Annotated in this window: 14 protein-coding genes and 1 pseudogene; 5 read left to right on the top strand and 10 right to left on the bottom strand. The window is 58.8% G+C overall.

All coding sequences use genetic code 11. The annotated features are described in order from the left end of the window. Positions 1-5 precede the first annotated feature (5 nt). Together B5525_RS23680 and B5525_RS23675 are read right to left on the bottom strand one after the other, a co-directional pair. On the bottom strand, positions 6-368 hold the full coding sequence (locus tag B5525_RS23680) for a hypothetical protein (RefSeq protein WP_079573709.1): 363 nt from the start codon (positions 366-368) through the stop codon (positions 6-8). Between the two features lie 60 nt (positions 369-428). Next, complete coding sequence (locus B5525_RS23675) at positions 429-1,070, bottom strand: TetR/AcrR family transcriptional regulator (RefSeq protein ID WP_079568168.1); 642 nt, start codon at positions 1,068-1,070, stop codon at positions 429-431. 295 nt (positions 1,071-1,365) lie between these two features. Here B5525_RS23675 and B5525_RS23670 point away from each other — a divergent pair, with 295 nt between their 5' ends. Together B5525_RS23670 and B5525_RS23665 are read left to right on the top strand one after the other, a co-directional pair. Next, positions 1,366-2,070 carry a DUF1223 domain-containing protein gene (locus B5525_RS23670; RefSeq protein WP_079568167.1) on the top strand — a complete coding sequence of 235 codons (705 nt, stop codon included), beginning with the start codon at positions 1,366-1,368 and terminating at the stop codon, positions 2,068-2,070. Between the two features lie 131 nt (positions 2,071-2,201). Then, positions 2,202-4,313, top strand: coding sequence for a protein-disulfide reductase DsbD family protein (locus tag B5525_RS23665; protein WP_079568166.1), 2,112 nt, complete (start codon positions 2,202-2,204; stop codon positions 4,311-4,313). Positions 4,314-4,397: 84 nt separating this feature from the next. On the opposite strand, the gene B5525_RS23660 is transcribed toward B5525_RS23665, so the two are convergent. The 4 genes from B5525_RS23660 to B5525_RS44290 form a co-directional block, all read right to left on the bottom strand. Next, positions 4,398-4,871: a DUF302 domain-containing protein gene (locus tag B5525_RS23660; RefSeq protein ID WP_079568165.1), complete on the bottom strand. Its 474-nt coding sequence runs from the start codon at positions 4,869-4,871 to the stop codon at positions 4,398-4,400. Between the two features lie 68 nt (positions 4,872-4,939). Then, positions 4,940-5,662, bottom strand: coding sequence for a cytochrome c biogenesis CcdA family protein (locus B5525_RS23655; RefSeq protein ID WP_172899953.1), 723 nt, complete (start codon positions 5,660-5,662; stop codon positions 4,940-4,942). Positions 5,663-5,669: 7 nt separating this feature from the next. Beyond that, positions 5,670-6,020 carry a thioredoxin family protein gene (locus tag B5525_RS23650; protein ID WP_244568071.1) on the bottom strand — a complete coding sequence of 117 codons (351 nt, stop codon included), beginning with the start codon at positions 6,018-6,020 and terminating at the stop codon, positions 5,670-5,672. A gap of 104 nt (positions 6,021-6,124) precedes the next feature. Next, positions 6,125-6,331: a hypothetical protein gene (locus B5525_RS44290; protein WP_154073388.1), complete on the bottom strand. Its 207-nt coding sequence runs from the start codon at positions 6,329-6,331 to the stop codon at positions 6,125-6,127. Positions 6,332-6,681: 350 nt separating this feature from the next. Between B5525_RS44290 and B5525_RS23645 the strand changes: the two genes are divergently transcribed. After that, complete coding sequence (locus tag B5525_RS23645; RefSeq protein WP_079568164.1) at positions 6,682-7,020, top strand: phasin family protein; 339 nt, start codon at positions 6,682-6,684, stop codon at positions 7,018-7,020. 207 nt (positions 7,021-7,227) lie between these two features. Then, entirely contained in the window at positions 7,228-7,785 is a 558-nt protein-coding gene (locus B5525_RS23640; RefSeq protein WP_079568163.1) for a sigma-70 family RNA polymerase sigma factor, read from the top strand. Between the two features lie 1,010 nt (positions 7,786-8,795). Here B5525_RS23640 and B5525_RS23635 read toward each other — a convergent pair. The 4 genes and pseudogenes from B5525_RS23635 to B5525_RS23620 all read right to left on the bottom strand — a co-directional run bounded on the left by B5525_RS23635 (position 8,796) and on the right by B5525_RS23620 (position 11,689). Further along, entirely contained in the window at positions 8,796-9,062 is a 267-nt protein-coding gene (locus B5525_RS23635) for a pentapeptide MXKDX repeat protein (RefSeq protein WP_079568162.1), read from the bottom strand. 243 nt (positions 9,063-9,305) lie between these two features. After that, a complete protein-coding gene (locus B5525_RS23630; protein WP_244567554.1) occupies positions 9,306-9,842 on the bottom strand; it encodes a peroxiredoxin-like family protein in 537 nt (178 codons plus the stop codon). An 880-nt stretch (positions 9,843-10,722) separates the two neighbouring features. Beyond that, positions 10,723-10,953 (bottom strand): annotated as a pseudogene (locus tag B5525_RS23625) (porin); the annotation flags it as partial. Positions 10,954-11,137: 184 nt separating this feature from the next. Then, positions 11,138-11,689, bottom strand: coding sequence for a TetR/AcrR family transcriptional regulator (locus B5525_RS23620; RefSeq protein WP_172900112.1), 552 nt, complete (start codon positions 11,687-11,689; stop codon positions 11,138-11,140). Positions 11,690-11,891: 202 nt separating this feature from the next. On the opposite strand from B5525_RS23620, the gene B5525_RS23615 reads away from it, so the two are divergent. After that, entirely contained in the window at positions 11,892-12,839 is a 948-nt protein-coding gene (locus B5525_RS23615; RefSeq protein WP_172899952.1) for a crotonase/enoyl-CoA hydratase family protein, read from the top strand. The last annotated feature ends 3 nt before the right edge of the window (positions 12,840-12,842 follow it).

Raw genomic sequence — 12,842 nt, 5'->3', positions numbered from 1 at the left:
GCCGGTCAGGTCGACTGAGCGGCGACTGGACGACCGTAGCTTGACAGCAACCAGACCGCCAAGATCACCAGTCCCATAACCAAAAAGAATTCTCGCTTATCTCCGAGAATGGTCGGCAACACCAGCACGGCTACCACAAGAACAGGTCCGACAAGCATTTCCACCAGCGCGTGGAGCCGCATTGGAATGATCTTGAAAACGCCAAGCGGCATGTTCGTAAAAAGGGTCATGACAAGATGAATGGCAGCGAGCGCGTATGAGACGAGCGCAGCGAAACCGGTAAGGCCGAGAATGCTAGGCGCCAGGGCAAAAATCGCGACAGTCAAATAGTCCAGTATTCCATGCGCCGTATCGGAAATGACTTTCATGTTTTCCCCTCCCTTTGACGAGCTGTTTGAGTGCAGCGGTGAGCCTTGTGACGGCTGCATTTACCTGATCATTGCAAGCATCGCGGATCGCGCGCTCTTGATATCGGCATCCGATAGGCCGGACTTCGCCAGAACCAACAGGCCCTGAACATTGGCGACAAGCTGCAGGGCAAGCTGATCGATCTCGCGCTTCGAACGTCTAACGCCGGCGCTCGAGGGCAAGGAGATTGCGTTCCTGAACAACGCCCGAAGAATCTCGACACCGATTTTCAATCTAGCGACTATCTCCTCATCGTTGGCGCCGAGCTCCAGCGCGGTATTTCCGATCAGACAGCCGCGCCAACCCGTCGCATTGGCTTGCGGGCTTTTCGCGACGGCAAGGATTCCGTCGATCAGCAATGCGGCGGCGGCCCGGGGATCTCTTACATCCGAGATCAAGCCTTCGAGATGAGCGCGCACCGTCTCGAAATACAAATCGAGGATTCGCAGAAACACCTCTCGTTTGGAGCCGAACGCGTTGTAAAAACTGGCGCGTCCGACACCCATCGAACTCAGCAATTCAGGCATGTTGGTCCCTTCGAAGCCCTGCTGCCAGAATGTCTTCAGCGCTTCCTGCAGAACATCGTCAGGATCAAACTCTTTGCTTCTCATGCCGCTTACTAGACCATTTGGTCTAATTTGGCAAGAAGAGTTCGCAGGCATGTCCTGCGCGGCTCAAGGGTGCGCGGGTCACCCGCTGCGGAATCTTGAAGTCGTTAGCGAAACCTAGAGGCACTGCATTTTCAAGATTTCGTGTGAAGCCCACCCTGCAGCCTGTCGCGCACCTGCGGAACGCACCCGAAAGCCCTCCAAACAAGCGAATTCGGCCAATCCGACCGAAATCTGCGCTTAGCCAAACCCGATGCTCCTGCTCAAGAGACACTCGCGACGGCAATCAAAGCGTAACAAAGCGGCCCGCGATTGCGAATACGGATGAACCCAACACAGGAGGATTGTCATGCTGTCGCGCCTGATTACAACACTTGGACTTATCGCGGGTCTGTATCCTGCCGCCGCCGTTGCCGCGGAACGGCCTATCGTCGTCGAGCTGTACACTTCGCAAGGATGCTCGTCCTGCCCGCCGGCAAACGCCTACCTGAACGAACTATCCAGGGATCGACGCGACATCTTGCCGCTCGCCTTCCACGTAACCTATTGGGACCGTCTGGGGTGGAAGGATCCGTATTCGCTGCAATCCGCCACGGATCGTCAGGACCAATATGGCCATCGTTTTGGCGACGGATCCTATACGCCGGAGATCGTCGTCGATGGCGCCGCCGGACTGGTCGGCTCGCATCGCCACGATGTCGGATCAGCGATCGAAAAGGCGAAACGCGAAAGTCGCACCGCCGCGTCGGTCAGCGTCACGAAGAGCGGCGGGGGGCAGGTTTCCATCCAGGTCGGCTCCGGCAGCGGCACCGGCAAGATCCTTCTCATCGGCTTTGACCATGACCATACGACAGCGATCGGCCGCGGAGAGAATAGTGGTCGAACGTTGGAAGAGGCGAACATCGTCAGATCGATCCGCTCGGTCGGGCAGTGGTCGGGAGCCCCGCTTCAGATCAACGAGCGATTTCCCGAAGGCCAGGACGTCGCCGTTGTGCTCGAAGCGGCCGATGGTCAGATCATTGGAGCTTCCAGGCTGTCGGACGGCTCGACCTGATCGCCTGACGCATATGGTGTACGAGCCGGCCAGCTCTGTCGCAAACGCGAAGCACGCGCGCGCTTGCTGGAGCGTGCCGGCCGTCATTCGACAATATCTTAGATTAACATCAACACTGTCCTAAACGCATCATGGCCCTCGCTCGTTTCCCCACTCTCGTGGCGCTCTCGGTCGGCTTCATCATGTGGACCGGCAACGCCGCCCATGCTGCCGCCACCAATTGGGTGGGGGACAGCCGGGCGGCGGTGCGCTTGATCACCGCGACGGATCATATCGCCGCCGATTCAACCCTCGAAGCAGGCTTAGAATTCCGGTTTGCCAAGGGGTGGCACGGTTATTGGCGAACCCCGGGAGACGCGGGCATCCCACCAACGGTCGACTGGTCTGCTTCAGAAGATATCTCAGGCGCTGACATTTCCTGGCCTGCCCCACATCGTCTCGTCATCGAGGAATTGCAGAACAGCGTCTACGAAAACGACGTGGTTCTTCCGGTGAAACTACATCTAAAACAAGCTCACACCTCGGTCCGGGTCAAAGCGTCGATTGAGTACGCCGCGTGCTCGGAAATCTGCGTACCCCTTCAGGCTGAACTCACTCTGCCGTTGTCAACCGGAGCCGTAGGCCCTTCTGCGGAGTCCGTGTTGATCAACTCAGCTCAAAAGCAGGTGCCGGGTTCGCCGGATGCCGCCGGCATCGACGTTATCCGCACCCGCTTCGTGGTCACCGCATCAGAACCAACGCTGGTGGTCGACCTTCAAAGCAAATCCGGGGCTTTTATCCGGCCCGACCTGTTTGTCGAAGGCGCCGGGAACGGAATTCCACCGGCGCCGAAGGTCGAGCTGCAGGACGCTGGAAAGACTGCGCGTCTGACTGTTCGACTCGCCACGTTGCCACCTCCTGACCGTCCGTTGACGCTGACGCTAGTCGACGAAAATCGGACCGCCGAATTCAAGGGGCCCGCCGGCGCAACGATCCCAGAGCATAGTTCAGCATTTTTTGCCGCGCTACTTTCAGCCTTACTGGGAGGCCTCATCCTCAATCTTATGCCATGCGTGCTTCCGGTGCTTTCGATCAAGCTTTTTGCATTCACCCGACAGGCGGGCGGTGATTTGCGCGATGTTCGTTTAGGGTCGGCAGTAACGGCTTCCGGCATCATGACTAGCTTCCTGCTGCTGGCCGCTTCCTTGGTCGGACTAAAATGGTCCGGCGCAACACTGGGCTGGGGCATACAGTTTCAGCAGCCGTGGTTCCTGGCGGGAATGGCGGTGCTGACGGTTTTGTTCGCGGCGAGCTTTTTTGAATGGCTTCCAATCGGCTTGCCAGGTTCAATAACGACTATTGCGTCCAAGCGGGCCGGCGGGCCCATGCTCGAGGCTTTCCTCGCTGGCGTGTTCGCAACTTTGCTGGCAACGCCTTGCTCCGCGCCGTTCGTCGGAACAGCGGTCGGCTTTGCCTTGGCGCGCGGGCCGTCCGAAATCTTTGCAATTTTCCTGTGTCTCGGCATCGGAATGGCCCTGCCCTATTGGGTTGCCGCGTTGTTTCCTGGCTGCGTTCGTTGGCTTCCACGTCCGGGCCCGTGGATGCTTGTTGTGCGGAAATTTCTCGGCATCTTGCTGTTGGGGACGGCGGTCTGGCTGATCTTCGTGCTCTGGAGCATAGCGGGTGCGTGGATGACGGCAATCACGACCGTTCTGCTGGCGTGCTTGCTCGGTTATCGAGCCTCGATCAGTGCCCCGGTCAAAGGCCACATTGCCGCCCTTGCGTCGCGCAGATCCGGATGGATTACCGCCGGCCTGGCTATCATGCCCCTCGTCTTCAGTTTGTCCGCGGTTGCTTCAGTTTCGCAGCCCGCGCCGGGACGCGAGTGGCAGGTGTTCAATTTGGATGCACTGCCCGGGCTCATCGCCAACGGCAATACCGTACTGGTGGATGTCACCGCCACGTGGTGCCTGACCTGCAAGGTCAACGAGTTGAGAGTGCTGGAAAATGCGGAGGTTCGTTCGCGGTTCCAACAGTCACACGTCATTAGAATGCGCGCCGACTGGAGCCGAACGAATCCGTTGATCGCAGATTATCTTCGTCGCTTCGGACGATACGGTATTCCTTTCGACGTGGTTTACGGACCGGGGCGGCCACAGGGCGAAGCCCTTCCCGAACTGCTCACCACGAGTGCCCTCTTGCATGCGATAGATCGAGCTTCAGTTCAAGACGACAATCGCAAATCTGAGGAGTCCGCCCCGTAATTCCGGCCGTGGTGATGTGCCCCATCGATTGAACGCGTGCTCGGAATCTTCGACCCCGGGGCTATGCAAGGCGCGAGGCAGGAATCATTGAGTACTCTGGTCGGTTACCTTAGTCAGGAAGGTTTCAAGAGCTTTGGATACGTCGCCGGAGGTAGCAACACCGTGGCGCGGGAACACATACTTTGCGTTGTATTCGCTGGTATTGTAGGTGAGCCAGACCCTGTCCTGATCGTCCTGCCAGACGAGGGCCTTCATCGGCAGATCGATTGCCAGTGTAGCGCTCTTGGTCATCGGGGGCGTGCCCGCTTTGGGGTTGCCGAATATGATGACCGTCCGCGGGCGCATGTCCAGCCCGGCCTTTTTGGCAACGCCGGCATGATCGATCCGGCCAAAAACGACCCAGCCTCCAGCGGCCTGCGCATTGATCGCAGCCTCAAAATTATCGATTGTTTCCTCAACCGAGTGCCTGCTTGGTTTGGTGACAAGTCCATCGTCCGCGGACGCGGCAACGGAAGGTATCGCGAGCGCAATCGCCGCTACAATCAAGATCTTTGTCATCTTATTGTTCTCCCGTGCCGCTGGATCTGAAAAAACTCGGTCATCAGCGAGGTATTACCCTGCCACCCTCAAAAGCGAGTCGTAATGTTCGTCAACCACTGCGGAGAAATATCAACGAGCCCGGCTTCCAATGATCTGTCGAGACCCGTTACGACCAACAGGCCTATTCCGATCAAGAACAGTCCGAGGGTTTCCTTGATCGCTTTGCTGGTAGCCGACATGCCGCCACGCCAGCGCAACAGGAGCTCACGAGACACCGCCCCAAGCAGCACAAGTGGTAACCCCGCACCAAGACCGAAAGTCAGCATCGTCAAAGCCACAGCGCCAAGATTCTTACCTTGTGCCGCAAAAACGGATGCTGCACCGAGTGTTGGCCCCACGCAGGGGCTCCATGCCGCCCCGAGAAGGAGACCTACGCCGAACTGACCACCCAGCCCTGATTTCGAAAAGCCGCCAAAACTCTGGTCGACCCAGTCACTAATGGGTCCGCCAATAAGCGCGACGCGCAACTGGAGTGGAGGCACAAGCAGGACTGCACCAATCAAGATCATACCGATAGCGGCAATGTCTCGAAACCAGCCAACATCATAGCCCAGCGCAAAGCCGATTGTGGCAACGAACAACCCTATGGCGATAAAGGACACGGAGACCCCGCCGGCAAGCGTGAGCGGTCCCCACCTGTGCTCCGAAGCAGCCGCGCCCAGAACAATCGGCAGCAACGGCAGCACGCAGGGTGACAGGATTGAAAGTACGCCCGCTAGAAACGCGAGTCCCAAGCCAATAATCGACATCTGTGCATCAGGTCGTCTTGTCGAGCAAGGCCGCAATTGAACTGGGGTTCGTATCTCCAACTGAGCGGCCTGTCTCCTGGGAGCCCTTGAACGTAATCAGCGTGCTCTGCATTCGGGCTCCGAAAGCTTTGACCGCATCTTTCTGGGAATCGAAGTCCACCCGAAAGACCATCAAATTCTTGAATTTATCCTGTTTTTCAAGCTCACTCAGGATCGGCGCTTGCGCCTTGCATGTCGGACACCACGTTGCGTGAATTTCAACCAGAATAGATTTTCCGGCAGCCTGCGCTGCTGCGAAGGACTTGGCATCGTAATTCAGCTTCTCCCCCGCGCGCGCTCCAAATGCGAGTACGGACATGACGACAACGGCTGACAGAGCGGAAATCAGCTTCTTTGGCATTGCTGGCACCTCGAGCAAGATGGAAACCCCCACATTCCAATTCGAGCGAAAATGCCCAAACGTTACGGGATCAAAAAAATAATCGTGAAAGGTTCCAACCAGCCGAAAAGTTCAAATTGGAAGCCCGCACCGACCCTCCATGCTCGTCCAACTTTGCCAACCAGATGCCCTAATGCAGCACGGCGCTTAATATCCGTTCGGAGACTTCCTTGACCAATATCTGCTCGCCGCTTCGTGATCACTGAGGTGTAATTATCCGTATCGCCCATCGTACCTCCCAACACGAGGCGCATAACGCGAGGCGCTTCCGCTTGGCAACAAAGTGCCTGATGGAGGGAGATTACGATGCGAAAGGCAATTATAACTATTCTCGGTGCGACCCTAGTTTCGGCATCTTCACATCAGATCGCCGGAGCCACCGAGCATCACCGCACCCGCAGGCCTGAGTTGAACCCACCGAACATGAAAGGGCTGGCGCTCGCGATTAACGCCGGACCTTTCCGTTTTTGTCGCATACATCCTGGTTCTGAGGCGATCTGCGTGCCTGCACGGCTTGCCACAACGACCGCCATACGTTCAACGAGCCGCAAGCTCAACGGCTAACCCACGGGGGTTTATCATGAACAGCATCGAACAATATCAAAATCACCTCAAACAGCATGGCGAAGCAACTATGGCTTCCGCCGGCGACCTCGCAAAGCACTTCCACGCGATCGCGGCAGCCCACGCCGACTATGCCAAAAGATCCTTTAAGGAAGGCGCCGCATTTTTCGAAAAACTGGCGAGCGCCAAATCGCTCCAAGAAGCCATCGAAATCCGCACCGAATATACGAAAGCGGGTTACGAACCATTCGTCGCGGAGTCGAAGAGAATCGCCGAGATGTACAACGAACTCTCCAAGATCGCGCTGAAGCCATTTGGAGGCATGACTCGCGAGAACGTCCTCCCAGGCGACTGATGATAACTCTTCAACAAACCGCCCATGCCAAAAGCTCGGCAAGCTCGCCGGCCATTCCATGGAAGCACCGCTAAGACGCTTGTCGTCGCGGTGCCTTCGTCCGGATTTGACCGCTCCCGACATCAAGGTCGTGGCCGTACAAAAAATGTCTCGTGATCGATGATTTCCGTTGCAAATTGGAAAACGTGAGCGAGCCATTTATCAGGAATGCGTGTGCGCGAACACGAAGACGAAGACGAATGGGGAGACCTTATGCGGCGGGGCAATGTAGGCGACAGCGGCGCCTATCGCCATCTACTTAAGGCTCTCGCACCGGTCCTGCGTGCCGTGACACGCCGGGGCCTTGCGCGAGCCGGACAGCCCCTCGATCAAGCCGAGGATATCGTGCAGGACATCTTGCTCGCAGTGCATTTGAAGCGGCATACTTGGGACTCAGACGCTCCGTTCTCACCGTGGTTGTTTGCGATCGCGCGTAACAAGCTGGTCGATGCGTTGCGCCGACGCGGTCGGCGCGTTTTCGTCAATATCGACGATTTCACGGAAACCATCGCCAGCGAACCCGTCGCGGAGTCTGTTAGGGCCAGCGAGGTGACCGTGCATCTCAAGAGCCTGCCAAAGCGTCAGCGCGACGTTCTGCAATCGATCACCGTAGAGAGCAACTCGATCAAGGCGACCGCTGTGAAACTTGCGATGAGCGAGGGTGCGGTGCGCGTGGCTCTGCACCGTGGATTGGCCAGGCTCGCTGCCAAGCTGCGGAACGAGTGAGTTTAGCTGCCAGCCGGCTCAGCCGATCTATCCGCGCCGCCCATCACCAGCTGCACGTCTGCAGACAGCGACGACGACACCGACGGGACCTGCCCGCCATCGGAGGAGCGCGCGATCGCAACGCGCGTCATAGTGACCGTTTCCGATCACTAACGCGATCGGCGAAGCTTTGTTCTCAGCATCGCCGCTCTGCCCAGTTGCGATGGCCTTCGCGGCATCGAGCGCTCGCGTGCTCAGTCCGGCGTGAACGCTGATCGCCAGCGACGCCACACTGGCCAAAGCGACGGCAAGGGCGATCGACCGGCGAGAAAAGCGAGGTTGATGCGGTCATTGTCGTTCGCTTCCAGTTATCACTCAGGCGTTCATGTGATCGACTATTTCACCTGGGGTGAGGGCCACCTTGGTATGGTCCATTGGCTGCGCTGCCATATGTGGTGACCACCGGCCGCGGTCCGGAATTGTCGAAGGCGAACGCGGACAACGGCACAGCCGACGCGGCGTTGAGCTGCGCTCGGTTCGCAGCCACGCCGCTCGGCCGGTAATTTCTGTCGGAGACAATCTGTCCTGCCACTGGGGATGAGGCGATTGCCGTCAATGAAGAGACAATAGCAATTGTGATAGCCAGTTTGTGCGACATGGTTCCGCTCCTTGATGCAAGCGCTCGATTGCGCCTATGACATAGGTTCGGGCCTGCAGGTATTGCTGTTACAAGATCACTCCGATGTGACGAACCTTGCATTTTGGATCGATTGATTTAAATAGAAAGATGTTTCGGTGCGCTTCGAACAGCCAAGAGAGCAGGAAAGTGGAAACGATATGGAGCTTCATCTCGCGGCGAATTAGTTACTTGCAGTCCGAGCAAAGCATTTAGCGGAAGTAAGCACATATTTTCGGCCGCGATCTTTCGGCCAGGCAAAAGAAAGCAGGCCCGTTCGGTTGGCGAACGAGCCTGCTACGGCGAGTGGGGGATCGGGCGCTCTACTCTACTCGCCGATGGACGAAGAGTGGGATCACTTCTTCACCTCATCCTTCTTCATGGCGTCCTTGGACATTGCATCGTCCTTCTTCATGGTGTCGTGGGACATCGCATCGTCCTTCTTCATGGCGTCATGGGACATCGCATCGTCCTTCTTCATGGTGTCATGGGACATCGCATTGTCCTTCTTCATGGTCTCGTGGGACATCTTGTCTTGCGCGAACGCAACAGGGGCAGACGCTGCTCCCAGCGAGATGATGACGGCGGAAACGAGAAGCAAAGCACGAGAAGAGCTCTTCATGGTTCCATATCCTTTCAAGGGCTGGTTTGGAACGACGTTGGTCGTCCCACTCAATACGGTACCGATAGTCGCTCCGTTACTAAGCTTGCAAAATTACCTTGTCGGAGAAGCGCACGGTCCGTCAACTTGGCGTGAATGCCACGAACTGCGCCACTACTCCGGATAGCTTGAGATATGGCCAAGCTTTCGCCCGCCAGCTGCGCTCCATGTCGATAACGGCGACCTCGGCTGGCGCATCGACGCTCATGCGCGGCCGGCAGTTGGCCGCGCCAGCAAGCGCGGCGTGGCGACGATGTCTTCCGGCGCCAAGCGACGACGGTAATCGACGTCGACATAAGCGAGGGCGATGCGGCGGTCTTGTGCGATGACAAACGTCGCCGGCAGCGGCAATTCCCAGCTCTCATCGCCGTTGATACCGGGAAGCGCCTTGCCGTTCAGCCGCATCGCCGCACGCAATTCTTCCGGCAGCGCATAGACCAGACCAAAGCTGCGCCCGACCACGTTGCCAGGGTCGCTCAGGACATCAAATTCGAGCGCGTTCTTTGCAGCCACGGACAATGACCCGTCCGGAAGTTGAGGCGATATCGCGATGATCTGCCCGCCGAACGCGGCAATCTCCGGCAGCGCGCGTTGGTAGGCGCGAAGCTGAATATTGCAATACGGACACCAGCCACCTCGATAGAAGGTCACCACTGCGGGGCCGGCCCGCAGCACGGTGGCAAGCGAAACCTGGCGCCCTCTCGAATCCGGCAGGGTGAAGTCCGGCGCCTCGTCGCCCACAGCGAGCGCGTCCTTTAGCGAAAACCGCCCGCGCAATTCCTCAATCTTGGCGCTGTAAAGCGCAGCCCTGCCCGACGGCGCGGTTCGTTCAAATTCGGCGCGAAAAGCCGCCAGCTCTTCCTCAAGTCCCATCGCTGAATCTCCAAGTTAGTGCCACGGGCAATTTTCCTACCGTGCAGGATAGCGATTACGACTTGCGGCTATCCACTTTTGTTTTAGATCGTTCGCTATATAATGCAAGCGGCCGGCTTAAGATCCGCGGCAGATGCTGTTGATCTTGCGATCAACGGCGGCGTCTTCCTGATCGAGACCCAGCGAGGCCTTTCGCCCAGATCCCAATGAGGGAATGTCGGAGGCGCGCGGCTGCCGGTGGCCGATCGGCGCAGCCTATACCGTTGTTTTGGCGTTTGCCGTAGCGATCGCTTCGTGTGAAGGCGGCAGGGATCCGATACCCAAATCTCCGTTAGGAAAATTTTTGGTGTAAACGCCAGGTTCCTGGATAACGGCCTGCGCGAAAACCGGACCCCCGAATACTGATGACAACATTGAAGCCGCGGCGAGAAGCCTTAATTTTGTGATCAACGTTCTCCGGATAGTGGGCTCGTTGCGCATAAGTGCCGGGTCTCCGACGGCAACACTCACAATCGGCGACCGTGCTTGTAATTTCGTGCCGACAGCCGGCTGCGTTACCGAGATAACCTCGATGTGATTGCGGCCGACTACTTGAATAGGTGACCGCGACAAGCGCGCGACACACCCATGTATTCGTTGGTCGCCAGCTGGCGCTCGTAATCGCTGCCTGCTCCTGGTGACACGCGGAAGGTGGCGCACGTCCGCCGCGGGTCGGTCGGCTCATTTTCTGTTGTTACTGTTAGAGCTATCAAAACGCGACCTGGGTCCGCATCGCAAACGCATCGAACTTCGAGCCGGCATCGCGCGCGTTGATCGCACTTATCTGCCGGGCGACGTCGCCGTGCAGATAGTCGAACATGAACCGGACGTTGCGATAGACGTACCAGTTCAGGGCCGCCGCATAGACTGTCTGTCGCCCCCCGGCCACACCGTTGGCGTTAGCAAGTTGATCGTTGAGATCGATCGTGCTGAGCCGGCCGAACTGACCGCCGTGTTCGTCGCTGACGAGGGCGTGGAATTGACGACCCTCCTCGACCGGTAGCCGATCCAATTCGGGGGCGGGTCGGAGCAGCGACTCGAACACCCGACATCAGTATTTTTCGTCGTTACGCTGGACAGAAGCCCCTACCCCGGGGGAAGCACCCAATGGAGGTTTGCAGCGATCAGCTCATGCCTCCGGAATAGAGCTTGAGAAACCCGGCGGTCGCTTCGGCCGCTCTGCGCTCGATCTCGACGCGGGTCGGAATGCTGGCAGCACCGAGCAGGCGGCTAACCAGAAGATCGCCCCACAGCAACGCAAAGTACTGCTCCATCATTCGCGGCGGATCACCTGCGCCCAAAACGCCTGCGGCCTGGGCCCGAACGAGCAGCTCCTCGAGCGCGTGGCGGTTGACGAAGCGGTTGGCACTGAGCGCGGCAGCAACATCGGGAGACTGCTCGGCTTCCGCGATCGCAAACCGGTACATCGATGTGGCGGCCGGTTCGCACACCTCACGGATGACGGTTGCGCCGAACACTCTAAGCGTGGTCGCCAGCATCTCGCAGCTCGTCGGCGCGGGCAAATCCGGCGGCAGCCGCATGCGTGCGGCTCGGCTCGTGATGCAGGCGAGCAGCACCGCCTGCTTGCTGGGAAAGGCCGCATAAAGGTCGCGCTTGGAAATTTTGGCGCGGGTTGCAATCTCCAGCATGCTGGTGCCGGCGTAGCCTTTCGCCATGAAAGTTCCGAACGCTGCGCCGATGATGCGGTCACAAAGCGGGCCGTCGGGCGCTAAGCCTACACCGGCCGCTGATCGCTTTTTCGTGTTCGACAAAGAATCTCCTTGCACTGGTACGGTATCGTACCTTACATGGTACGTTGTTGTACCACAAGAGCCGCTATGCGTGTGGCGATTTGGGCGGCCAGCAGGGAGAGGCGCCATGATCGTTGATGAGCAGAAGCTTGAACGGAAGCCGGCGGCCGACCTCGGTCGGCGGGATGTTCTTGCGCTCGCTGGCGCAGCGGCCACGGTTGGGCTGACCGCTGGCCCGGCGCGTGCCCAATCGCAACCGGCCGTCGCGGCCACAGCAGCCACTCAGCTGCAGACAAAGCCGACGGTGGCGCTCGACCGTCCGGCAAAGGGTGTGCTGCTGATCGGCATCGATCGGATCGACGCGCAGAATCGCATCGATATCCCGACCTTCTCAGCGATCGGCCAAGCTTACTATCAGTTCGAGCACGATGACGATCTGAAGGTCGCCGTGCTCCACGGCACGGGGCCGGATTTCTCAAAGGGCCTCGACCAGGCATCGTGGGGAGCTGCTCTTCGCAACGGACCGTTCCAGACACCGCAAAATTTCATCGATCCGGTTGCGACCGCGGGTCCCGAGCGCTCCAAGCCACTCGTCGTCGCTGTGCAAGGGCATGTGACGCGCGTGGCGCACGAACTGTTCCTCGCCGCGGATCTGCGCATCGCGGCGCAGGACGCGATCTTCAACCAAGGCGAAGTGACCGCGGCATCGTTTCCCGGAGGCGGGGCTACCGTGCGCTTCGTCCGCGAGGCCGGCTGGGGCAACGCGATGCGCTACATGCTGACCGGTGAGGACTGGCACACCGACGAAGCCTATAGGATGGGGCTGGTGCAGGTCGTGACGCGATCCGGTCAGCAACTCGATCGCGCCGTCGACATCGCCAGGCAAATCGCCTCCTACGCGCCGCTCGGCGTCCAGGCGCTACTCGGATCTGCGCGGCGCGTGTTCCGCGAGGGCGAGCGCGTGGCGCTGCTGTCGTTGCAGCCGGAGTTCGGCCGGCTCTCACGCAGCGAAGATCGCCAGGAGTATTTCCGCGCGCTTCAGGAGAAGCGCAGCCCGGTCTACGTCGGCCGCTAATCC

The sequence above is a fragment of the Bradyrhizobium erythrophlei genome, from assembly GCF_900129505.1.
Taxonomy (GTDB): domain Bacteria; phylum Pseudomonadota; class Alphaproteobacteria; order Rhizobiales; family Xanthobacteraceae; genus Bradyrhizobium; species Bradyrhizobium erythrophlei_D.
The sequence above is the reverse complement of the archived record's forward strand: the minus strand, read 5'-3'. Positions and strand labels throughout refer to the sequence as shown.